6 protein-coding genes are annotated in these 26,214 nt (G+C 45.1%); all 6 read left to right on the top strand.

Annotated elements, in window-relative coordinates:
• Window positions 1-11: 11 nt before the first annotated feature.
• The 6 genes from JJQ94_RS02290 to JJQ94_RS02265 are packed head-to-tail and all read left to right on the top strand — an operon-like array spanning window position 12 to window position 25,861.
• Window positions 12-3,422 carry a non-ribosomal peptide synthetase gene (locus tag JJQ94_RS02290; protein WP_099030818.1) on the top strand — a complete coding sequence of 1,137 codons (3,411 nt, stop codon included), beginning with the start codon at window positions 12-14 and terminating at the stop codon, window positions 3,420-3,422.
• The gene (locus tag JJQ94_RS02285; RefSeq protein WP_099030819.1) at window positions 3,419-6,829 is read left to right on the top strand and encodes a non-ribosomal peptide synthetase; all 3,411 of its coding nucleotides are present in this window, start codon (window positions 3,419-3,421) and stop codon (window positions 6,827-6,829) included. The genes JJQ94_RS02290 and JJQ94_RS02285 overlap by 4 nt, the downstream gene beginning before the upstream one ends.
• A gap of 3 nt (window positions 6,830-6,832) precedes the next feature.
• Window positions 6,833-13,339 carry a non-ribosomal peptide synthetase gene (locus JJQ94_RS02280; RefSeq protein WP_099030820.1) on the top strand — a complete coding sequence of 2,169 codons (6,507 nt, stop codon included), beginning with the start codon at window positions 6,833-6,835 and terminating at the stop codon, window positions 13,337-13,339.
• A complete protein-coding gene (locus tag JJQ94_RS02275) occupies window positions 13,336-19,932 on the top strand; it encodes a non-ribosomal peptide synthetase (RefSeq protein ID WP_099030821.1) in 6,597 nt (2,198 codons plus the stop codon). Before JJQ94_RS02280 ends, JJQ94_RS02275 begins: the two co-directional genes overlap by 4 nt.
• A complete protein-coding gene (locus JJQ94_RS02270; RefSeq protein WP_099030822.1) occupies window positions 19,929-21,740 on the top strand; it encodes a non-ribosomal peptide synthetase in 1,812 nt (603 codons plus the stop codon). Before JJQ94_RS02275 ends, JJQ94_RS02270 begins: the two co-directional genes overlap by 4 nt.
• Window positions 21,737-25,861, top strand: coding sequence for a non-ribosomal peptide synthetase (locus JJQ94_RS02265; RefSeq protein WP_172439952.1), 4,125 nt, complete (start codon window positions 21,737-21,739; stop codon window positions 25,859-25,861). The genes JJQ94_RS02270 and JJQ94_RS02265 overlap by 4 nt, the downstream gene beginning before the upstream one ends.
• The last annotated feature ends 353 nt before the right edge of the window (window positions 25,862-26,214 follow it).

Here is a 26,214-nt window from a genome sequence, read left to right as displayed (position 1 = left end):
AAGGAATAACGATGGAATTAAAATTGATTTTGGCTGAATGTATCAGCCAAGGGGTTTCACTGTCTTTGCAAGAAGAGCAACTTGGCCTGCATTTTGAGCACTCTCCCACTGCTGAGTTAATTGCACTGTTAAAAGAAAATAAGCCTGTGCTTATCGAACATCTAAAGTCTTTGCAATCACGTGGTGAAATTTTCGAGATTAAGCAAAGAGATACAGCCTCATGTGAGGTGCCGATGGCATTGGCGCAACAACGCATCTGGTCTATTGCTAAGTTAGAAGACAGCCACAACCAATATAATATGGCTCAGGTATTTCGTGTTACTGGTTTGTTTGATGTATCGCGCGCACAGCGTGTCCTCACAAACCTGATTGAACGTCATCAAATCTTGCGTACAACTTATGATGAAAAGGGTGACCAACCGGTTCAAATAATCAATGACGAATTTGTGTTTGATATTGCCCAGTTTGATCTGTCACATGAAAATACAGAAGTTCAGGAAAGCAAAATTAAACAGCAGCTTAGCGAGTTTAGCCAAGCTTCGTTTGATCTCAGCAAAGATTTAATGGTGCGCGCTGCATACATTCGGCAAAGTGAGACAAATGGAGTTTTTGCGCTCGTGATCCATCATATTGCGTCGGATGGGTGGTCAGTCGGTTTAATGGTGAAGGAGTTTTTACAGGCTTATCGTGATGGCATTGAAAGTCTTGACCCTGTTTCCATCCAATTTTCTGACTATGCGCAATCGCAACGTGACTGGATAGCATCGGGAAACCTGAGCAAACAACTTGCTTACTGGCAAAAGCAATTAGCGGATGTTCCCGTGGTGCATCAATTACCGTTGAATTTTGTTCGACCAAAATATCAGAAGTATCATGGACAACAGCATCAGCAATTTCTAAATGAGTCGCTCACTAAAAAACTGAAAGCTTTGGCTGTACGTTACAAAGTTACACCATTCATGTTAATGCATAGTTTGTTTGCGTTGACCGTTTCGCGCTTTTCCAATGAACCTATTGTCTCAATAGGGACGCCCGTTGCGAACCGTCAGGCGAAAGGCTCTCAGGACATGCTGGGATTTTTTGCAAACACCCTCGTTTTAAAAACCGATATCTCAGGTAACCCAAGTTTTGCTGACTTCTTGCAGCAAGTACGTAATGTCAATTTAGCGATGCAAGAAAATCAGGATGTACCGTTTGATTTGCTTGTTGAGACTTTGAATCCATCTCGCAGTGCCAGCCACACTCCGCTTTGTCAGCTATTCATCAGCCAGGATAGCACGGAAAAACACGTTACACGTTTGGATGGCGTTCGTTTCGAACCATTTGAAATCGATCATCAAAGTACCAAATTTGATATTGAGTTGAAATTATCTGAAAAAGAAGACGAACTTGATTTGACATTAGAGTACTCGACCTCCGTCTTTACGCAAGCAGCAATAATGCGTATCAGTGATGCAATCGTTACTTTAGCAGAACATGTGTGTGATGCACCGCAAACTCCTGTGCTAAGTTTGCAAATTGTTCCGTCACAGAGTCGAGAATTAATTGAGTCTCATAGTCATGGTGATACAGAGCATTTCGCTGATAGCCACCTTTTAATCCACGAGCTGTTCATAAAGCAGGTTCTTGATACACCTGATGCGACGGCGGTCGAGGATGAAAAAGGCGCAATGAGTTATTTATCATTGTTCAATGCAGCGGACACATTATCCAAGCAAATTGGCGAACTTGCCAAGGATCAATTAGTAGGTGTTTTGCTGCCAAAGGGTCGCGAGCAGTTGATTGCTTGTCTGGCGGTCATGATGTCTGGTGGGGCATACCTCCCATTGGATCTGGAATGGCCAACAGATCGTATTGAAACAGTATTACAACAAGGTCAAGCGAATACTCTGATTGTAGATAGGCATACAGGCGAACCTTTTTCTCATTATCAACTCCATTATGTTGATGGGCAGAGCGAACCGAGCTTTGAACGTCAGCAAGCACTATTAAGCTGCGCAAAGTTTGTCAGCAGACAGAGCAATCAGGATTTAGCCTATGTGATTTTTACTTCAGGCTCAACAGGTGTACCGAAAGGCGTTGCAATTGAACACCGTAGTGCCGTTAATACTCTGCTGGATATTAATAACCGGTATCAGGTTGGCGCCAAGGATGCCGTATTGTGTGTCTCTTTGTTATCCTTTGATCTATCGGTATATGATTTCTTTGGGTTGCTTGCTGTCGGTGGGCGGATCGTTATCCCAGCTCAGCAAGATTTGAAGGCGCCTCACAAATGGCGTCAGCTTATCGAGCAACATAATATCTCAATTTGGGATACGGTGCCCGCATGTGCTGAGTTGTTAGTCAACCAGTGTGAAATTGAGAAAATCTCTGAGCAATCTTCTCTACGCTTGTTTATGCTTAGCGGAGACTGGATAAATCCGGCCTTGCCACGGCGTCTATTAGAGGTGTTTAAACAAGCAGAATTGCACAGCTTGGGAGGAGCGACAGAAGGATCAATCTGGTCCATCTCTTATCCAATCGACTCCGCGACTAACCAACAAGCGAGCATCCCTTACGGAAGACCACTATCCAATCAGAAGATCTTAATTCTTAATGAAGCTGCAGAGCTTGTGCCGACTGGTGTGTATGGTGAAATTCATATCGGTGGTGTTGGGGTTGCACGAGAGTATTTTAACGCACCAGAGATCACTCAGAAGAGTTTCTTTGAGCATCCCAAATATGGTCGTTTATATCGCACTGGCGACAGTGGCAAGTATCGTGATGATGGTGTGGTTATATTTGCGGGGCGCATGGATCACCAGGTTAAGCTCCGTGGCTACAGAGTTGAACTTGGTGAAGTTGAATCTGTACTGATGAAACACAATGATATTACCAAAGTGGTTGTAAAAACTTGCGCTAATCACCAAAACCTCTCGCTGGTTGCCTATGTAACCTGCAGAGCCGAGTTAGCGGTTTCGCCAAGTCAGGAAGAACTAAAGCAAGAAGTCGCTAAAGCGCTACCTAATTATATGGTGCCTAACCATATTATACTACTTGATGAGTTTCCTCTTAGCAGCAATGGTAAAGTGGATATTGCTCGTTTACCTGACCCGGAAGTAAATCAAGTTCAGCATGATGAAGCACTGAGTGAAACTGAGTCAAAGGTTGCAAATATGTGGGCTCAATTGCTCGAAGTTGATAACTCTCAAATCGGTAAGGATAGCAACTTTTTTGAATTGGGTGGGCAGTCTATGCTGGTTATTCAGTTGCTTAGTCTTATCCGTCATGAGTTTGCAGTTGAAATCGAACCATTTCAATTATTCGAAGTGCAATCGCTTGCTGAGTTAGCAACATTGGTAGAGCAGCATGTGATTGAATCTAGCGTAACCCAAAATAGGCATGCTCAGGTCCAAAAAGATGAAATGGAGGTTGTGTTATGAGCAACCTAACAGATTTGTTTCGTACATTGAGTGAGAAAAGTGTGCGCTTGGCATTGGGCGAGCAAGGTGAGCTAGTTGTGCGAAGCAACAAGCAGACTTTAACCCCTGAATTGGTGGCACAAATAAAGCAATTTAAGCCTGATATCTTGGCAAAACTTTCAGAAGAAAGTCAGCGTGTTAATTCTATCCCCCAGCAGCCTCGAAACCAATTCAACTACCCTCTATCAGCAACGCAGAGACGATTGTGGTTTATCGAAAAATACCAATCATTTGCTGCGAACTATGCGACAACTGCGGCATTGAAATTGACAGGTCCTTTCGACGTGTCAGTGGCCAATCAGGCATTTAATTATCTTGTCAACAGGCATGAGCCACTCCGTACTCGGTTTATTGAGGAAGCTGGAGAGCCAAGACAGGTGATAGATACGGAGGTCAGTTTTGCTATTGCAGAACATGATCTGCGTCATTTTAGTGGCGCTGAACAGGATGTCGTTGTTCAGGAGCACTTAAACGAAGCCGCTAAGACGCGTTTCGATTTGGAAAATGAGCTGATGTTAAAGGTGGTTTTCTTACGACTGTCAGAAAACCAGGGAGTTCTTATTTCCATCATCCACCACATTACGATGGATGCTTGGTCAATGAACTTGTTCAGTCAAGAGTTTGTGCAGGCTTATGAGGCTTATGCTAATCAGGTTGAACCACGCATGCCTGAACTGCCCATTCAATATCTTGATTATACTCTGTTTCATCAGTCGCTTCTTGAAAGAGCTGCGCCCAAGCAGCTTACTTATTGGTTGAATAAGTTGAAGTCAGCACCGGCTTTTCATAGTTTGCCAGTAGTGAATTTTGTAGGCAATGAGACGGATAATGAATGTGCTTATGAATATCGTTGGTACTCTAAAGAAACTGCAGCAGGGTTGAAAGCGTTAGCGGGCAGAAGCGGTGTGAGCATGTTTGTGATGATGCATGCCATTATGAGTCTTATGGTTGCAAGGTATTCAAATCAGGATAAAGTGCTGGTTGGCACGACATTTACCAATCGTCAGCAGGATGAATTAATGTCGTTGATTGGCTTTTTTGCCAACACAGTTGCACTGTATAGCGACATTTCTGACAATCCTGAGTTTCAGGTTTATCTTGAGCGTATGCGCAAGACTTATATTGAAGCGAATGCAAACCAGGATGTTCCATTTGACGCTGTAGTAGATGAGCTAAATCCACCCCGTAGGGCTGGGCGCTCACCACTCTTTCAGATCATATTTGAGTATGAGCAAGCAGAGCAATTAGAAGCGCAGATGAATGAGCTGCATTTGGAACCAATGTATGGTGATAAGCAGCATGTACATGCCAACTTTGACTTGACTATGCGCGCTGAAACCTCTGAACGAGGATTGTATGTTGGGTTTGAGTACAATGCAAAAGTTATAGAGACAGCAACCATCAATGCCATGCTTGCCACGCTAGAGCCTTTGATTGCAGCCATTCTCAACGATCCTAAATGCGCCGTTAAGTCTCTTGATATGGGTGGCGTGAACGTCATTTCATCTGAGCGGCAGATAGCTCTACCACAGCAGTGCTTACATCAGAGGTTTGAGCAACAAGTACTGAATACTCCTCAAAGTACCGCCGTTGTGTGTGATCAAGGTAGTTTTTCATACGCTGAACTTAACGAACGAGCCAATCAATTAGCGCATTGCTTGCGAGCACTTGGGGTAGGGCCTGGCAGTGCTTTGGGTGTTTGCATGCTGCCAGATATTGACTTGCCCCTGGCTATACTCTCAATACTTAAAGCTGGTGGTCGTTATATTCCTTTTGATGCCAAGTTGCCACAGGCACGGATTTTGGCTATGGCCGAAGACGCTCAGTTAACCATTATGCTGACGCAGCAATCACTGGCAGAGTTATTCGAAGGGCAGCTGAACGTTGTACTGAGCTTGGATGAAAGTGGTCTACAGAGTGCTTTACAGGGGTACTCAACGCAAAACCCAGCAGTGTCATGTTCTACAACCGACCTGGCATATCAAATCTATACGTCTGGCTCATCCGGTCAACCTAAAGGGGTTTTGGTAGAGCATGGTAGTGTCGTACATTATCTCGACCAGGTTGCGTTACACTATCAGCCTCCGCTGAATAGTATTGTGACCACGTCGATTGGATTCGATGCAACGGTTACTTCATTTTGGTACCCACTGTTGAACGGAGGGTCTTGTGAGTTCCCAACGGAAGACTCGGTGACTGAACAGATCCGTCACCACCTTGCCGGTGCTCCCAAGCTCTTTAAGCTCACTCCCGCGCACCTTGAGATATTTAGTAAAGCCACTAAGAAAGCCCAGTTCGATGCCGCGCATTGTATCGTTATTGGCGGAGAGTCATTGACAAATCAGGTGCTTGCGCCCTGGCAAGCGATGTTACCTAACGCCGTTTTTGTTAACGAATATGGGCCTACTGAGGCCACTGTCGGATGTATTAGTCACTGCATAACACCAGCGGAAAAAACAGGCCACACAATTGATATCGGTCTGCCGTTGGCTAATGTTGAAGCTGTACTGGTGAATGATTGTGGTGCTTATGTACCAAATGGCGGAATTGGAGAGTTGTACATCGGTGGCCCTGGCTTGGCAAAAGGCTATCTCCACGGCTCGCCTGAGCAAAACGAACGTTTTACAAAATTACCGGGACTATCAGGTCGATTTTACAAAACGGGTGATATGGTTTGCCAGAAACTGAATCTGGATGGGAACACCCGAACACTCGAATTCATAGGGCGGGTCGACGAGCAGGTAAAGTTACGAGGATTTAGGATTGAAGTGGCAGAAATCAATGCATTGATTTGTACACATGAAGCGGTTGAGTTGTCATATACCTGTGTTCTTAATTCTGAAAACAATGAAGCTCGTTTAACCTCCTATTTGGTTACAGAAGCATTGCCTGAGGCAGAGTTACGTGAAGTACTGTTTTCGTTGAAAGCTTCTTTACGCCAGCAATTGCCTGATTATATGCAGCCTGTTGATTACATCTTTGTCACGGAGCTGCCGTTAACCGTCAATGGTAAAGTTGACGTTGCTGCGCTACCGGGCGCGGAAAAAGCACTTGCAGATAGCCACTTTAGGGCACCAAAGACTGAAGTTGAAAAGACAGTGATTGAGATTTGGAGCGAGGTACTGGGGATCCCTGCTGATCGTATTGGGCTGGACGATAACTTTTTCTCCCTAGGCGGTCATTCCCTGCTGGTAGTAAAAGTATTGGCCACAATACGTGAAAAGATCTATGCCGATTTTAACCCAACTCAGCTATTCGACCGTTTAACCGTTGCAGACCTTGCGACGGCCTTGAACGCTGCAATGGCACAAAACTCAGTTGCCCAGGCGCTGAGTACGGTCAAAGAAGCAGAAGAGCTGGAGTGGTAGTATATGGTAGTCGAGCAGTTACTTGTTGAATTGGCTGAGCGTGGTGTTCAGGCCTTTGTGGACAATGGAAAGCTTAAAACACGTTCTCATCATGGGGCGATTGATGCTGAACTTGCGAGCCAGATCAAGGCGCATAAGTCACAACTAATTGAGGTGCTAAGTAGCGATCAGGTTGAGTTTCCAAAAGCCGATATGACGCGTCAATGGCATCCCGTATCCAGTGCACAACAACGGATGTTGATTATGGCAGAGTTAGGGGACAACGCTCAGTATAATGTATCAATGTCAATCAATCTGTCCGGCGTTATTTGTGCTGATACGCTTGAGCGGGCGATGCAAATACTCATAGAACATAACGCGGCATTAAGGGTTAATTTTGCGCGTGTTGGTGGGGAGTATCAGCAGCAGGTGAGGGCTGAGCATGGCTTCAGGCTCACCCGGTTGTGTGAAAGCGATGAGTCTCGAATTGCACAAATGGAGTATGACGAAGCCAACACTGGGTTCAATCTACAAAATGATTTACTGATCCGCGCAACCCTGATAAAGCAAAATACACAGCAGTATGTATTATTGCTGACTTTGCATCACCTCCTTACTGATGGTTGGTCTCAATCATTGCTACTTAAGCAATTCTTATATGTTTATGAGCAGTTGTTGTCTGGTAAGCCGGTTAACCTGAGTGAAGAAGTCAATTATCTGGATTATTGCCACTGGCAACAGACACACCTTGGCTCAAAAGGAATAAAAGAGCAGTTGTCATGGTGGCGGCAAAAGCTGGAGGGGCTTCCTAAACTACATAGCATTCCGACAGATCTGCCAAGACTTGCAAAGCTGAGTGATGAAGGTCACAGTTTGGGACGTCAAATTCCGGTGCAACTACACGAGGCCTTAACACAGCTCGCAGTGACGAATCAGGTTAGTATGAGCATGCTGATGCAAGCTATATTTACGCTTTGGCAAGCGCGCATTAGTGGCCAAAATGATGTGGTATTTGCAATCCCGGTTGCCAATCGAGACTTGCCAGGTAGTGACAGCATTATAGGTCTGTTTGTAAATACATTAGTCGCCAGAGAGACACTAGACTGGCAGGACTCTTTTTTAACTTTACTGGCACAAGTCAGGACATCTTCTAATGAGATGCAGGTACGCCAGTTGGTACCCTTTGAAGCCTTAGTGGAAGCACTTAAACCTGAGCGAACTCAGGCTTATAGTCCTTTGTGTCAAATCGCTTATAGCTTTGATGCCTTTGCTGAAGTGACAGAAGCGCTGCCCCAGCAGTGGCAGCCTCGTCAGGTTGCTGCAAATCGAGCTAAGTTTGAACTAACGTGTGGTTTTGCCCGAGATGAAAATCGGTTACTTCTTGAATTTGAATTCAATATTAATTTATTCAGTGAAGCGCAAATAAATACATTGCTTGATAGTTTGGTTGCCCTTATCGAGTCGGTATGTAGCGCACCCCAATCTAAATTGAGCGAGTTCGCAATCACGACGCCGGAGCAGCAAAATCAAGTATTAAACTGGGGTAATGGGGCGACGCCGTACGATGAGTCTGACAATATCGTGGCGTTGATGGAGCTAGCTTACCAGAAATATGCCAAATCTCAGGCATTGGTAGTGAATGAGCAAGCGGTGACCTTCGAACAGTTGCAGAGAAATGTCGATTTACTAGTTAGTCAATTAATGCCATTGAATTTAGCGGGGAAAGCGATTGCGTCTTGTATGCACAATGGAATTGAAGCTGTCATAGCGTTACTGGCAACGCTTAAGCTCAATGCTATCTATCTGCCTATTGACCCCGAATTTCCGGCACCGCGCGTTGAATTCATTCTCCAAGATGCTGAAGTCGAACTCTTGTTAGTTGGACCCGGTACCATGGAGCAGCAACATGGACTTGCAAGTCAGTTAGTGGGTTACGATCCTTTATGTGCGTCGGTGTCGGTCTTGCCGCAACGAAGCATCAACCCGCAAAGTACTGCGTACATGATTTATACGTCAGGAACAACGGGCACTCCAAAAGGTGTTGTACTGTCTAATGGTGGTCTAGCTGCACACTGCCAAGGCATGAAAGACTACTATGGCTACACACATGATGACAAAGTCTTGCCATTTTTCTCAATGAGTGTTGATGGTTCCTTAGAACAGTTGCTTGCAGGTTTGCTCGCAGGTGCGACAGTACATCTTCGCAATGGACCTGTTTGGTCCGTTGAAAAGTTTTACGATTATGTGAGTAAACACGGGATCACAGCAACGGATATGCCGCCGGCTTATTGCCTGGAGCTGTTGACTTGCCTGGAAGTGCAAAAGCGCGCCCAATTCTGGGAAACAACCTCTTTACGCAGTGTCGTTACGGGCGGAGATGCAATGTCTGCCTATATTCCCGGGCTATGGCGTCAGCTTGGTTTGTTTGGCCGGATCCGCCTAATGAATGCCTATGGACCAACAGAAACGACGATTACATCAAGCATTGCTGAACTGTCGGAACAAGAGGCGACACAGGCTCCAGCAATTGGTGGGCCAACACCTGGTACGAAACTTTATGTGTTGGATGCCAACAAACGGCTCCAGCCGCCAGGGGTGATAGGAGAGCTATATATTGGAGGTCAAGGTGTTGCGCTTGGCTATCATAATCGCCCAGAACTCAGTAACGAGCGTTTTATGCCTGATCATATTGAACACTCTGGAAGAGTTTATCAAACCGGTGATCTGGTACGTTGGCGTCACAATGGGCAGCTGCACTTTGTGGGCCGCCGAGATGAACAAATCCAGGTGCGCGGCTTCAGGGTGGAACTGGCTGAAATTAAGCAACACCTATTAGAAATTGAGTCAGTTCGAGATGCGTTAGTGGTGGCGACTGCAGATACTAAAGGTGTGACACAGTTGGTTGCATATGTCGTCCTTGAGGAAGGGGCAACACTCAACGAGAAAGTAATTCTAGAAAAACTGCGCCAGAGCGTGCCGAGTTATATGGTCCCGTCGGGTCTGGCAATATTGCCTCAGTTGCCAACCAATGTTTCTGGATGGGTTGAACGTAAGGACTTGCCTAAGATCACACTGAATTCACACAGTATTCCACAAAGGCCTTTGCGTACACATACTGAACGTACTTTGGCTCATATCTGGCAGTCTATATTGCAATTAGATGGTGACCAGTTGGGTGGTGAAAGCAACTTGTTTGACTTAGGTGGGCATTCTTTAGTGGTTATTCGGCTAGTGGATCATATTGAGCGTGAGTTTGGCAAGACACTATCAGTACAAGCGGTTTTTGATTCGCCGATTCTGGCAGAGCAAGCACAATTGATAGACCAAGCATCTGAGACGACTCTGTTGCCGAAAATTGAGCGGCTTGATGCAGGACAGCTGGCGCCATTGTCTTATGCTCAGCAGCGGATCTATTTTATAGATCAAATGCTGCAAGGAGCAACTCAGTACAACATGATAGCGACGTTCAAATGCACACAACCTCTGACACAAAGCGTGTTAGAGGCCATTATACAAGGCCTATTAGCACGTCACCCAAGCCTGCGTAGTACAGTGTTACTTAACCCGGATGGGCTGTATTTACAAGTGTTGAATGAATGGCCGTCTCCGCTTCAGTACCATGACTTGGTTGCTTACTCTCATAATGAGCAGCAAGCCACAATTAAACGCATTTTAAGTGAAGAAGGTGCACGCAAGTTTAACCTGAACTCGGATATTCCTTGCAAAGTACATGTGTGCGCGCTTACACATGACAATACACAGCTGATCTTTAACTTCCATCATATCGCAACTGATGGTTGGTCTATGAATATTCTGATGCGTGAGTTTGCTGTGCTACTTGAAGCACACATGAGCGGGGTATCCGCTAAGCTACAGGAACTAACGCATACCTATGGTGACTTCAGTGCATGGCAGAAGCAGGCCTTGTCGGGGTCATATTTGGAGACGTTGCAGGATTATTGGAACAAGCAATTGGACGGGCTGCCGGAATTACACAGCTTGCCACTCGACTATGTCAGACCAGCTACACAGACGTTCAGCGCGAACACTGTAAGTCAGGTGCTATCAGTTGCAGACGCAGCAAAGCTCAGCACACTCGCCAAACGAGAAAACACGACTTTATTTACACTCCTGATGTCTGTATTCACTAATACACTCAGTCATTTTAGTGGGCAACAGGATATTGTTATTGGCACACCTGTTGCGAACCGGGCGATGCGTGAAGTCCAGGGTGTGATTGGGTGCTTAGTCAATATGCTTGTATTAAGGCAGGATGTTCCAGTTAAAGGTACTTTCAGGGAGTTTTTGCACAAGACTAGACTGGTTCACACAAGCGCATTACAGCACCAGCATATGCCGTTCGACATGCTAGTTGAACTTCTTTCCCCTGTGAGAAGCCAAGCCTACTCCCCTTTGTTCCAAGTGTTGTTCACGATGGAGTCTGAACAAAGAACCAGTAGTGAGGAAGACGGACTGTTGGTGCCTGTGGGTACAGAGGCTCAGAGCATACAATATGATCTTACTTTGAAAGTGGATGAATCAGATGAGCGTGGTTTGGTCTTTACGCTGGATTACAATTGTGCGCTATTCAGAGTAGAAACTGTTCAAAGTATGCTTGAGGCAATGATGAGGCAATTGTCTGTGGTTATGGATAACCCTGAACTGTCATTAACGGCACTCAATCAAGCTGCATCGGGGCACCACACTTTGTCTGAATTGAAGGCTCCCGGCTTGTTACCGCGTATTGATGAGCAGATCAGCGAAACTGCCAAGCTGAGCGCATCAGACACTGCGGTTGTATGTGGTCAAGATTCTTTGAGTTATCAGGCGCTGGAGCAACAGGCAACCTTGCTGGCTGGACAGTTAATAGCAGCTGGTCTAACGGTCGGTGCTCATGTTGCTGTAGGTTTACCTCGAGGAGTCGATTATATCACTGCGATGTTGGCAGTATTTAAAGCCGGTGGGGTTTATGTACCTTTGGACTTAAGCTACCCGACCGCGCGTTTGGCCCAGATGTTGGAGATAGCTAAACCACAGTTCATGATCACTCTAAGCGATATAGCTTTAGGCACGGGGCAAACCCCAAGAATTGAGCTCGATAAGTTGGATCTTATCCCAGCTACACAACTTCCAGATACTGAGCAAGATGCATTGGCCTATTTGATCTTTACCTCAGGTTCAACAGGCAAACCCAAGGCGGTCATGGTAGGCCATCAGCAATTGACCCACTCAAATCAAAGTCGCATACAGTTTTATGGTAAGCAGCCATGCAACTTTGCAATGCTTTCTTCATTTGCGTTCGATTCCAGTATTGCCGGCATTATGTCTACTTTGAGTTGTGGTGGAAAGCTGGTATTGAACGAACAAAGTGAAGTGCCTCTGCTTTCTCAGTTGCCTCAGATGATCCGGGGCCACGCTATCACACATTTGTTGGCCATTCCGTCGCTTTATGAAGCGTTACTCAAAACAGACAGCTTGCTTCCGGAACACGTTATTTGTGCAGGTGAAGCCATGGCGGGAGCAATTGCATCATTGCATTTCTCTAAAAACCACACTGGATGTTTGTATAATGAGTACGGGCCTACCGAAGGAACGGTTTGGAGTACTGCATATCGCGTGAAAAAAGAAGATGTTTCTGGTAATGTCCCTATAGGTCAACCAGTTGCGCACGCTGGCGTGTTGGTTTTAGACAGTCAGCACAACCCAGTTGCACATGGCGCTGTTGGCGAGCTGTTTATCTATGGGCATGGTATTGCTCAGGGATATCTCGAACGACCCGAAGAAACTGAAAGCCGATTTATCGAGCTGACTGTTGGCTCAACGAAGGTTAAGGGCTACCTCAGTGGTGATCTGGTTCGGTATCGTCATGATGGTGAATTGTTGTTTTTAGGTCGAAATGACGACCAAATTAAACTTCGAGGGTTCAGAATTGAACTGACAGATATACAGTCAAGTATGATGACCCATCAGGACGTGGAGCATACAGAAGTACTACTCAGCAAAACCAAAGAGCCTTACCTGTCTGCTTTTTATCACGCAGCAGCAGAGATATCGGAATCCCAGTGGCGTCAATATCTTTCGCCGCTGTTGCCTGAACACATGATCCCAACCCGCTTTACGTATGTAGATCGGATCCCTCTGACCCCTAATGGCAAGGTAAATAAGGAGCTGTTACTTAAACAGGAATCTTTGCCCTCGGCAGAGGGGGAGGCTCCTCAGACAGACGTAGAAATCAAGTTAGCACGCTTGCTGTCTGAGTTATTAGGCATAAAAGGGCCCGTAACACGAGAAACTGACTTTTTCTCATTGGGAGGACATTCAATATTAATCATGCAGCTTATTACACACATAGAGGAAGTCTTTGGTGTTAAGTTGTCAATTAAAGATGTATTTGAAAAACCACAATTAAGCCAGTTGAGTGCCGTAATTGAAAGTCAACTGAGCAGCCAAGATGATACGGAGCGATATAGCAAGTTAAAAAAAGCTGAACAAGCAAATAATAATTATAATAGTAAGGATATAATCATATGACTTTAGAGGAACTAATCGATTGGTGTATCGATAATGATGTGACGATACAGCGCGATGGTGAAAATATTAAATTTTCAGGTAACACCGATGCGCTGAATACAACCATAGTTGCCACGATAAAATCAGTAAAAGAAGAGTTGGTGACATGGTTAAAGGAGCAGGAATACAAACAAAGCCTGGAAATTTCCGTCAGGAACTATGACGGCAATAATCTGGTACCAGCCTCATTTGCTCAGCAACGGCTATGGTTTACTCATAAGTTAGACAGTGACGGCAATAAATATAACCTGAACGAGGTAGTCGGGTTAGAGGGGACATTTGAACTCGCTGTGGCTAACCAGATATTCACTCATTTGATTGAGCGTCATGATACAGTTCGGACCGTATTTGTAGAGCAGGATGGTGAGCTCTACCAGCGGCTGCTAGACAAACCCACATTTAACATTGATTACATTGATTTACGCTCTGTTGAGCCGACCCGGCGTGAACAAACGATGCGAGAGCAGATCGAAGCCGAACTAAATCATGCATTTAAGCTTGATCAAGACCTGATGCTGCGGGTCAGTTATTATCATCTTGAAGAGGGTCGTGGAGTACTACACTGCGTGATCCATCATATAGCAGCTGATGGATGGTCGTTACAGTTGCTCATGAATGAGTTTCAGCAAAGCTATAGTGCTGCAATAACGGGTGTGCCCTATCAGCTGGAACCTTTACCAGTTTGTTACAGGGATTACGCGCTGTGGCAAAAGGAGTATTTAACGCAAACCCGGCTGTCACAAAGTCTGGAGTATTGGCGCCAACAATTGGAGGATGCACCAGCACAACATAGTATACCGCTGGATTTTGCCCGAGGTCAGTCAACTTCAGCAGAGGGAGCCGGTGTGAGCTTCCACGTACCGGAGCAGGTCACGAATGCACTGGAAAAAATTGCCAGTGAAAATGGCGCAAGTCTGTACATGGTACTTCACAGCGTGATTTCACTGCTCATTGCCCGTTATGGTGATAGTGATGAGGTCGTGATAGGTTCGCCACATGCCAATCGGGATAACGCTAATCTGGCAGGACTGGTAGGCTTTTTTGTTAACACCCTCGCCCTTCGAAGTGATTGTTCAGGTAATCCAAGCTTCCTGGAATTCTTGCTGAAAAACAGGGAAATGATCCTTGCTGCTCAATCTCACCATCATGTTCCTTTTGACGTACTGGTTGAGAAACTCAATCCTTCGCGAAGCACCACATTAACGCCATTCTTCCAAATTGCATTTGCAATGGAATTCAATAATTCACAGATGACGCAAAGTAATAGCGATACTCGTGCAGGTAGCTTGGGCTTGAATACCTTTGCAGTTGAACAAGAAAATAAGCTGGCCAGCTATGAGCTTACTTTCCGTGTCACACGAGGTGCCGATGGTTTGTTTGTCACCTTGGAATACAACACTGGCGTATTTACACAAGACACCATTGAGCAATTAGCCAGAGGGTTTGAAACCTTATTGTGTGCTCTGACACCTGAGTCGCTCTCACAATCTATTCGAACTTTGCCCATACTGAGTGAAGTTGATAAATCGAAAATAGAGTGCCTGATACAGGGTGATGGCGCCTCTGTTGTATCGGAACAATTGGTTCACGAGCAGTTTACGCGAGTAGTGAAGCAGTTTCCTGAAGCTGTCGCAATATCCGACGAAAGTGAGGAGCTTAGTTATCAGGTATTGGATAGCAAAGCCAATCAAATCGCTAACTTCCTGCGTAGTGTAGGCGTATCAAAGGGAGAGCACATAGCTATCTTCATGGAAAGAAGCTGCGAGATGGCACTGGCAAAACTGGCCGTACTTAAGTCTGGTGCCGCGTATCTGTCAATTGAGCCTAATTATCCAGAAGAGCGTAGACAACACATTTTGGCAGAGGCACAGCCTAAACTGGTTTTGACTCAGGAACACCTACAAGGAGAACTGGATGGTGTTCTGGCAATTTCGGTGAGTTGTGATTTTGACGGTAGTGTATTTGAAAGTGCCTCAGAAAGTGCGCCAGAAGTAGACATTGCACCTGAGGATACGGCCTATGTTATTTTTACATCCGGTTCCACGGGCAAGCCAAAAGGAGTCATAAATACACATCGTGGTTTAGCTAATCTTGTTAGTTGGCATAAGCAGCGTTACGACTTAGACAGCACTTGTCATGCAACTATGCTCGCGAGTATTGGTTTTGATGCAGCCGTTTGGGAATTATGGCCAAACTTGTGTTCTGGTGCTCAATTGCATTGTGTCAGTGACGTTTTGCGGGTGAGTGAAGGGTTATTCCTCGATTATCTGAGCGAGTACCAGATTACCCATAGCTTCCTACCCACCGCATTATATGAAGCAATTGCTGAAAAGGGGCTGTTTAACAGCACGAGCCTGAGATATGTTTTTGTGGGTGGTGAAGCGCTGACAAAAAGCTTCATACCACAGCAATGTCAGTTTAGTGTTGTGAACCATTATGGTCCAACAGAAGCTGCGGTTGTGACTACCTCTTGTGACGTTATAAAAGGGTCACGCCAGACGCCAGCTATCGGTCATGCCATTGATAATGTCATTACAGCGGTGATGGATGAGTATGGTGAATTAATGCCCCTAGGATGTACTGGAGAGTTGTACATCGGAGGCGCGGGATTAGCTTCAGGGTATCTTAATAATCAAGAACTAACGTCTCAGATGTTTGTTGATACGCCCTATGGACGTATGTACCGTAGCGGTGACTACGTACATTACGATAAGCATAAACAGCATGCGCTGCGATTTGACTATCGAAAAGATTCACAAGTCAAAATCCGAGGTGTGCGCATTGAGTTAAATGAAATTAACAATGTCCTTATTGATCACCTTGCTGTTTCTGCCGCTGTCACGATAATTCAGGAGACGCCGGATCTTGGTAAAGAGCTGGTCGCATATGTTGTTGCAAATGATTGCGATATCAGTCAGTCAATCTTGGCAAGCGTGCTTCGAAATGATCTAAAAGCTAAGCTGTCAGCACATATGCTGCCAAGCGTATTTATTAAACTGTCTGTGTTGCCTAAAACCCACCACGGCAAAATAGACTTCAGAGCTTTACCATTGCCCCAAGCGACTGACAGGGTTGCAGAATATCAAGCGGCGCAGGGTGATACCGAAAACGCGCTGGTGACTATTTGGTCTGAGTTGCTCAATCTGTCTGAATCACTGCTTGGCAGAAACGCACGCTTTTTTGATTTAGGGGGCCATTCATTACTGTCGATTCAAATGGTTAACCGGATTGAAGAAGCCTTAGGTAAGCGGATCACGGTGCAGGATATATTTGAGAGCGATTCACTGGCCACATTGGCCGAGGTCATTGACAAAGCTGAAGCGGGTGGCGAGTCTATTCCTGTTTGCTCGCGAGAGCTGAACGAATTTCCTTTGTCTTATGCTCAGCAGAGGCTCTGGTTTATCGAAGAGTCAGGGCAAGGTGGCATTCACTACAATATTCCGGTGGTATCACGCGTTGATGGTCAGTTGGACAAAGCCGTGTTTGATCAGGCATTTCAGATCCTTTTTGAGCGTCATGAGATCCTACGTATGACTTTCCACAATACCCCTGAAGGGCCGAGGCAAGTTATTCAACCACCGACAAAATTTTCAGTTGAACACGTCTGGCCGAGTGACGAGGAAGCTCTTAGCGACAAAGCATTGCGTAGATTGATCAATGAAACCATTGAACACACCTTTAATCTCAGTGAAGAGCTACCTATCAGGGTGAAGCTTATACACCTTAACCATACAAGCGCAGTGCTGGTAATGAACTTACATCACATAATCACTGATGGATGGTCAACAACTCAATTGCTGAAAGAGTTCATGTCACTATATAAAACGTTATCCAATGGTGACGCTCCTGAGCTACCTGAGATGGGAATTCAATATGTAGACTATGCAACATGGTTACGGGCGGAAAAAACCACAAATAACTTTGATGAACAGCTTGATTATTGGCGTGTCCAGCTCGATGGGATCCCCGCAAGTCATAGTATGCCTCTGGATTATAAGAGACCAACAGAGCAGACTTTTTCTGGTGGTTATACTGGCTTTGTTTTAGATAGGCCCGTAACGGATTCACTGTATAAGCTGGCGCAAAAAACCGATTCAAGCCTGTTTATGATCATGCACGCAGCGCTGAGCATTTTATTAGCAAAATACTCAAAGCAAACGGATATTGTTGTCGGAACATCATTTGCCAACCGGGATAATAAACAGCTAGAACCTTTGATCGGTTTCTTTGTTAATGAAGTAGTTCTACGCACGAAAGTTGATTGGACTCAGTCATTTTGCGATTTTCTGAAGAGTGTGAAACAAGTAAACAGTGAAGCTCAGAAAAATGCGGATGTACCGTTTGAGTACTTAGTTGAAAAGCTCAATCCTGCGCGAGATGCTTCGGTTTCTCCCCTGTTCCAAATTGCTTTGAATCTCAACAGCCAATCGTTACCTGACAGAGAACAGCAGAACATTAAGCTATCTAGACTTGATGATATGGTGCCTACCGCAAAGTTTGACCTGACTTTTAATGTTGACACCAATCACTCTGATCTGATGCTGGCTCTGGAGTTCAATACTGACCTGTTTAAACCCGAAACGATTGAATACCTTGCTCAGAGCTGGGGTGAGTTATTAGCATCCATTGCAAAAAACAGCGAGTGCAGTTTGGGGGAGTTAAACCTGGTAAATCAAGAAGAATACAGGCAGCTGACTGTTGGAGCGAACAACAGGTTTGTACCTCACCGTACAGGTATGACGATTCATCAACAGGTATCTTCCTGGAGTGTTAAAACGCCCAATAAAACAGCGGTGTGTGATGATAACTCTGCGATTACCTACCGCGAACTGGATGAGCAGAGTGACATTGTTGCGATGGGTATTGCCGCCAGAGGGATCAAACCTGGTAGTCGGGTTATCATTTCTATGTCACGTGGTGTGGAGTTGATAGTCGGTATCTTGGGGATCTTAAAAGCGGGCGCAATTTATGTGCCTGTAGATACCAACGCTCCTGCTCAACGAGTACAATATTTACTGCACAATAGCGGTGCTGAAGTGATAGTGACGGATAGAGCACACTCAGCGAATTTCGAAAACGCAGTTTGCGTAGAAATTGAAACGTTGCTTGCTGAATCCAGCGAGCCACAAAGCCGGGTTGTTCATGACGTTACGCCAGATAGTAGCGCGTATATCATTTATACATCGGGGTCGACTGGCAAACCAAAGGGCGTTGTACAGTCACACAATTGTGTTAGTAGTTTGATCTCCGCTACGCGTCAACAATTCCAATTCGACCCGTCGGATGTATGGAGTATGACGGCATCTTATGCCTTTGACGCAAGTGTATGGGAAATTTTTGGTGCGTTACTCAATGGTGCGACACTTGCTATTCCGACATTCGAGCAGGTACGAGATCCACAGGCATTCTTAGACTTTAGTACACGATACAAGGTTACTAACTGGTGCTTGACTGTCAGCTTATTCCGACTTGTATCTGATTACATGCTCACCTACAACCGTTTGCCGGAAACTCTGAACTATATAGTGTTATGTGGTGAAGCCACTCAGACACATAGTTTGCGTAAGTGGTGGAATACGTTCAGTGAAGATAAGCCTACCCTTATTAACATGTATGGTATTACCGAAACCACGGTGCACAGCACATTCAAACATCTGCGCCCGTCCAGTATTGGCCGCTCAAATATCGGAGTCGCATTAGCAGATCAGGTTATCTACCTGCTGGACGAGCAGCTCCAACCTGTCCCACGCGGGGCTGTTGGTGAGATCTTTGTTGCCGGAGCCAGGCTGGCTAAAGAGTACTGGAATAACGACCGCACCCGTAGCGTATTCATAGAAAACCCTTATGCCAGTGAGCAAATGCGTCAATTGGGCTATGACCGCATGTATAAATCTGGTGACTTAGCTCGCATACTGGAAAATGGTGAGCTGGATTACTGCGGAAGGCAAGATCAACAGATCAAGTTTAATGGCTTCAGAATTGAACTGGGCGAGGTCGAATCTGCAATGCTGAGTGTACCGGGGATCGATCAGGCTGTTGCATTTTTGTCGGATTTAAAAAATGGTGAAAAGCAGTTGGTTGCAGCCTACGTTTCCGCTTCTGGTACTGACAGCTTTCAGATCAGACAAGCACTCTTCGAATCGCTACCAGTTTACTTAATCCCTAATGTCTTTTTCAAACTGGGTGTGATCCCCAAGAATATCTCGGGCAAGGTGGATTTTGAACAGTTATCGGTACTGGCACCGAAAGAAGCTGCCAAAGAATACATCGCGCCGGAGGGGGAAATTGAACAGAGGGTAAGTGCCCTATGGTCACAACTTTTAGACATTACTCAGGATAAAATCAGCCGCTATGACAACTTCTTTGAACTGGGTGGCCATTCTATGTTGGCAATTCAATTGTTAGGAGAGATAAATAGTTACGCAAATATGCGATTAACGATACAGCATATTTTTCAATACCCTGTGTTGGTTGATTTTTGCCAGTTCCTTGAGGTTTCGGCTTCGCTCGAAGAGCCTGTTTCGGTACTGGAAGGGGAGGAAGAGTGGTTATGATGGCTGGTACTCCAAAATTTCTCAAGCAGTTTGCCGACCAAGTCATAACCAGAGGATCGCATGTTGCGATCCTGGATACAAACGTGAGCATGAGTTATGAAACGTTAGATACACAAGCAAATCAACTAGCACATTACCTGATATCACAGGGAGTGGAAAGTGGGCAAGTTGTTGCAGTCAGCCTGGTTAAATGCCCCATGCTGTTTGTGTCGTTGTTGGCGATCGTCAAATGTGGCGCTGCGTTTGTTGTGCTGGATACAGAGCAACCACAGTCGCGTCTCGCTCTTATTATGGCACAGCTAGACCAGCCATTTTTACTTACAGCAGATGCGCAAGGTGGCAAATCAACCACTCAATGTGCTAGGTGGATAAGACTAGATCAATGGGTTGCAGCCTCCTGGTCTGTTTCTACCCCTGAGGTGCAAATTAGTGAGCAAGATCTGGCTTACATCATGTTTACTTCTGGCTCTACAGGCACCCCAAAAGGGGTGAAATGTAGCTATGGGAGTCTCGACTATTACCTGTCTGAGCTGGTGCGCCAAATTGAGCTTAAAGAAACAGAGAGATACTTACATAGCGCGTCTTTTGGCTTTTCATCTGCGATTCGCCAATGGTGGCTACCACTTGTGCAGGGGGCGACCCTGGTTGTGGCTACACCTTTCCAAGTTCAGGACACACAGATATTACTGGGCTTGATCCATGGCAGAAAAGTGACGGTTGTCGATACGGTTGCTTCTGTCTGGCGAAGTATGCTGGCAAGTAAGCGGCATAACCTGTCAGACAGTTGCCTTACCAAAATAATACTGTCAGGCGGGTTATTTACGGCGCAATTGCTTGAAGCACTTCGTTTAAACAAACCCCAGAGTACTCAAATATACAATTTGTATGGTCAGACAGAAACGCTCGGTGTGAGCTTATTTTGTGTCTCGGAGGATTATCAACCTATTGGAGAGTATGTGGCTGTAGGGCGAGTTTATGCTGGTACCCAAATTGCCATTAAGGGCGCATCGGGAGAAACCCTGGTGGATGGTGTAGCGGGTGAGCTGTGGGTATCTGGTGAGCAAGTCATGAGAGGTTATACGTGCGAATCAGAAAATGTTCGTGTGATACATCGAGACTCAGACAATCGCCGTTGGTACAAAACCGGAGACATTGCTCAGCGTTTGTCGGAGTGTGCAGGTAGTTTGCAAATTCTGGGGCGCATGGATTATCAGGTGAAAATATTAGGAGTGCGAATAGAAACGGCGGAGGTAGAGCGAGCACTAGAAAGTTGTTCAGAAGTTTTACATGCTGTAGTGACCGGACAAAAAGACGCGACCAACGAGACTCGGCTGATTGCTTATATAGTCCCTGTAACAGAGCAAAAGCGCTTATCTGCAACATTGCGTCGTAAATTACGAAGCATGCTTCCGGAGTCGATGATCCCGGCACGATTTATTGCTTTAACAGCGCTACCTATGACCATCAACGGTAAGCTGGACTTTTCAGCGTTACCTGACGTGGTCTGGGAAAGCTCCAGCGAACAGTATGTTGCGCCAGTTTCAGAAATGGAATGTAGTGTCGTGAATGTGGTAGAGCAGACGCTTGGACTCAATAGGGTAGGGTTACGGGATAACTTTATTGAAATCGGCGGCAACTCATTGCTAGCCATGCAAGTTGTGACAAGGCTCAACGAGCAGTATAGGTGTGGTCTAAAGCTACATAATATGATTGAGCTCGATAGTATTGCCGACCTCGCGGGCTTTATTGCCTCTGTGATTGGTGAGGAGGTTGATTGTGCTACGGACGGTGAGGATGGATGGTTATGAGTGTTAGTGAGTTAATTCTAAATGCGAAGGAGCAGGGAGTACACCTGTTTGTCAGAGAAGGAAAGCTGGGTTTTAAGCTCATCGGAGCACTGTTTCCTGAGCAGTTAAAAGCGGATATTCAATCGCGTAAGGCTGAGGTTATCGCCTTTTTAACTGCGATTGAAGATGCAAAGCAGAACAAGCAGTTGGATGGTGAGAAGTTGTGTGCCATTGCGCGTACGGAACCTTGTTATCCACTGTCTTACAATCAAAGAAGTATGCTGTTTATTCAGACGCTGGACACAGAAAGCGTAACTTACAACTGTCCTGGCTCGATAAAAGTAGAAGGCCATTTTAGACCTGAGATAGCAGAGCAGGCATTTACCTATTTGCTTAATCGCCACGAGGTACTTAGAACTGTTTATCGCCAAACGGATCAAGGCGGTATGCAATTCGTGCTGGAAGCGTTCAATTTTTCGATGCCTGTACATGATATATCAGCTGAAAAGAATCAATCAGAGCTAGTTTATCAGTATCAATATCAAGACTTTATGAAACCGTTTAACTTGGCTGAAGACCTTATGTTTCGGGCACAGTTTTTGAGGTTATCTGATAATGTAGGGGTATTGTTGTATAACATCCATCATATAGCGACTGATGGATGGTCTATGAAGTTGTTGATAGCAGAGTTCTCTGAAGTTTATCAGGCTCTTTCTGAGGGCAAGCCCATCCAGCTTCCAGAGTTACCTCTGCAGTATATTGATTACGCCTGTTGGCAACAAAAGCACCTAAAAGGCCCTTTTCTAGAGCGGCAATTACAATATTGGGAGCGACAGCTGGCTGGGGCGCCACAGTATCACTCTTTGCCTGTTAAGTGCATAAAGGGCGGGCTTGGAGACATCTCATCGAATTGTATAGTTCGGAGCCTGAGCGCAGAGTTATCCGCGCAATCTAAGCACCTGGCTACTGAATGTTCGGCTACATTATTCATGCTACTGCACGCTGTGTTTTCTGTGACTTTAAGTCGCTTTTCTGGCATGCAAGATATCTCTGTGGGTACACCCATAGCGAATCGCAGCTATAAGAAACTAGAGAATACAGTTGGCTATTTCATTAATGCATTGGTGCTCAGAGTGCAGGTTGATGAAACGCTGACGATGAGAAAGTTTATTAATGACGTACGTCAGGTAAATATGTCTGCTCACGCCAACTCTGATATTCCCTTCGATCTGCTTGTTGATAAATTTTGCCCAGATCGTGGAGCGTCCACATCTCCATTGTTTCAGTTCATGTTAAAGATAGAAGATGCCGAAGAAGAGATGCTGAAACAAGAAAGCCTCGCTATCAGCAACTATGAGCAAGTAGACGATACGGCAAAGTTTGATATTGAATTGGTTGGTCATGAGTCTCACGGTGAAATCACTCTGAGCTTTAAATATAATACGGAGTTATTTAATACTGTTTTCATGACCCGCATTATTGATAGCTTCTGTCATTTGTTACGCTGTGTTGTTGAACTGCCCGATGAAGCGATTGGAACTTTTGCAGCTCTGCCTGTAGATGGCAATGCATCTATGTCTATCTTATCTAAGCCTTCAGCCGTTGCGACACTGGATGAAGAAAACTATTACTATCATTTCCTTAAGTCTGCGCAAAAGCATCCATCACATACCGCAGTTAGTCACCAAGGAAAGCGGTGGAGTTATTCCCAGCTGTTAGGGGCGGTTAACGGTATTGCACACTCAATGCTAGATGAAGGTGTGCAAGTCTCAGAACGAGTTGCGGTGATGATTGCGCCCGGATTTGATCTGGTTGCTGCTCAACTAGCAATTATGGCGATTGGTGCAGTGTATGTACCAATTGATGTGACTCACCCGAAGCATCGTATTGAAGCCATTATAGAGAATGCCGGTATTCAACGAATTGTAGTCAACCAGGCCGACAGTTGTTGGCTGGAGAGCGTGAAGATAATTGATTGTACTGATATTGCTCCTCACTCTGACATTGTCTTCAGAAAGGTGAGTGGTCGGGAGCTTGCCTATGTAATGTACACATCTGGTTCAACTGGCAAGCCCAAAGGGGTTGCCGTTGCTCATCAGCAACTTACGAAATTTGTATTTAATGTTAATCAGAGAGTGTGCATGGGGGATAGCGATATTGTTCCTGCGATTGTTAGTGCCACTTTTGATATTTCGGTATTTGAAGTGCTGGCATCCCTTGTTGCTGGTGCAGAGGTCAGGATGGTTGACTTAGCAGCCCTGACACAGCCTGAGCTACTCATTGAACAAACGTCGGATGCTACCATATTTCACGCTGTACCTAGTTTAATGAGTGCCATTCTTGAAGTGCTTGAGGGTTGCAAATCTGGTTACCCGCGTTTAAAAACGGTGATGTCTGGTGGAGATAAAGTACCTGTACAATTGCTGCGAAATTTACGCGACCGTTTTCCTGCTGCGAGAATCTTGGAAATATATGGGCCCACAGAAACAACGGTGTTTGCGAGTATATATGTAATTGAGCCTGGTGATGAGATATTACCTGCTTGTATAGGAGACGCTCTACCTGGTACTCATCTCAGCGTAAGAGATAAACATGCGAAGTTAGTTCCTGTGGGTGTCGTTGGAGAGTTGTATATCAGTGGAGATGGTGTGACTGATGGATACTTAAATAATGCCGAGCTCACGGCACAAAGCTTTGTGGAAATGGAAGGTGTACGCTACTACCGAAGCGGCGATTTGGTTCATCAAGATGAACGTGGGCTATTGAGGTACATCGGACGTAAGGACGATCAGATAAAGATCCGTGGTCAGCGAATCGAGCTGCGGGAAATTGAGCGTTGTCTATTGGAGTGTGCTTCAGTATGCCAGGCACAAGTTTTTGTGTCTCAAGGAGAGCAGCCAAAGATATTTGCATCGGTCCGTAGCGACAGTATCTCGCAATCGGATACAAATGGCATATTGAACGAATTACGCCAAAAACTGCCCAAATATATGATTCCATCAGCAATTTATGTAACTCAGCAGTGGCCGCTTAACATCAACGGTAAGATTGACAAGAAACAACTTATGTTGGCCTGCGAAGCAATTAATAAAAATGTGGAACTTCAGAGTGCAGAGCCCTTAACTACTCAAACTGAGAAAGATATTGCTCAGGCGTGGCAGGCAGTTCTGCAGTTATCAGAGAGAACATTTTACAAAAATCACAATTTTTTTGAGTTAGGTGGCCATTCTTTATTGGTATTTAAAGTCGTTAAAAGGCTGACTGAGCAAGGTTACAAGATCGAAGTAAAGGATGTGCTTGAAACTCAGGATATTGCAGAACTTGCAATTCGAATAATCGGAGATGGCGCTGCAAGAACGGAAACATCTCCTTACGCGGTTCGGCTTAATCAGGAAGGAAATCGAGTGCTATTCGCTATTCACCCATTTGGGGGGGGAGTGGATAACTATAAGTATTTAGCCAACGACCTGGACGGAAGATTGACATTAATTGGTATACAGGCACCTTATTTAGCTGAAATATCTTTTAGATTTAACACAATGAAGGAGTTGGCTGAACATTATGTTGAGCATATTCAGCTTGTGCAGCCGCAGGGACCATATGCGTTATTAGGGTGGTCTGGAGGTGGAGGACTCGCTTATTTAATGGCTTTGTGTTTATTGCGCCGTGGTGAGCAAGTCGATTATTTGGGTATGCTGGACTCCTATGCTCCACAAGCACATAAGCTGCCAGAAGATATTGCAAGTGCAGTCGAGAAAATTCAGACGGCATTTGATTTGAACCTTAGTGCTGAGGAGCTTGTTCCAATACATGATGAGTCTTCATTGCTCGACTTAGTAAGAGGCAAGGCTCGTCAGGGTAATAATGAATTTGCTCAATCTGAACTGCTAGAAATAGGTATTGCATTTGGGCTAGATTTCCTTAACTCGCCATTTGAAGGGGAGGTGCTTTGCGGTGTTACACGATGCGACAATTTTTATGCGACCAAAAACCCAAAGCATTTGCGTAATTTGGCCCACTGGCAAGCTTGGATAAATGCTATGGAAGTGGCTGTTGACTGTGATCATGTGGATATTGTTGACGAGCCAAATAGCACTATAATAAGTCGGGTTTTGCTATCCGCTTTGGATTCGATAGAGTAAAGTCATGAAGTTGCTTTCAGGGGTTCCAGCCTGAAAGCAGCCAATAATAAAAAATAAAGAGGAAATTTATAAAAATTAATAGTTAACCTGATCTTTCTAAAAACTAAAGTTGGCAAATTTTGTTCTTATTTCTTCACTTGAAACGTATAAATAATGAATTCCGCTATTAAGTTCGTCATAAATGAAATGTAGCTACGGTGCCTTGTTAGGTCTATGTATGTAATGATCTAGAGTATATTAAATACCATTTAAATAATTAAATGCTTTGATATTTATTAATGGTAATGCGATTATTTTCGGAGTGGTTGAGGTGCCAAAATGCATATGGATAACATATTTTTCTATGCTAAAAA

Source organism: Pseudoalteromonas sp. GCY (assembly GCF_016695175.1).
GTDB lineage: Bacteria > Pseudomonadota > Gammaproteobacteria > Enterobacterales > Alteromonadaceae > Pseudoalteromonas.
Note: the sequence above shows the minus strand (reverse complement) of the source record. Positions and strands in the feature narration are given on the sequence as shown.

What these genes read in the sequence shown, in the direction of transcription:
- JJQ94_RS02290 (WP_099030818.1), top strand. Translation starts at nt 12, where the DNA reads ATGGAATTAAAATTGATTTTGGCTGAATGTATCAGCCAAGGGGTTTCA.
- JJQ94_RS02285 (WP_099030819.1), top strand. Translation starts at nt 3,419, where the DNA reads ATGAGCAACCTAACAGATTTGTTTCGTACATTGAGTGAGAAAAGTGTG.
- JJQ94_RS02280 (WP_099030820.1), top strand. Translation starts at nt 6,833, where the DNA reads ATGGTAGTCGAGCAGTTACTTGTTGAATTGGCTGAGCGTGGTGTTCAG.
- JJQ94_RS02275 (WP_099030821.1), top strand. Translation starts at nt 13,336, where the DNA reads ATGACTTTAGAGGAACTAATCGATTGGTGTATCGATAATGATGTGACG.
- JJQ94_RS02270 (WP_099030822.1), top strand. Translation starts at nt 19,929, where the DNA reads ATGATGGCTGGTACTCCAAAATTTCTCAAGCAGTTTGCCGACCAAGTC.
- JJQ94_RS02265 (WP_172439952.1), top strand. Translation starts at nt 21,737, where the DNA reads ATGAGTGTTAGTGAGTTAATTCTAAATGCGAAGGAGCAGGGAGTACAC.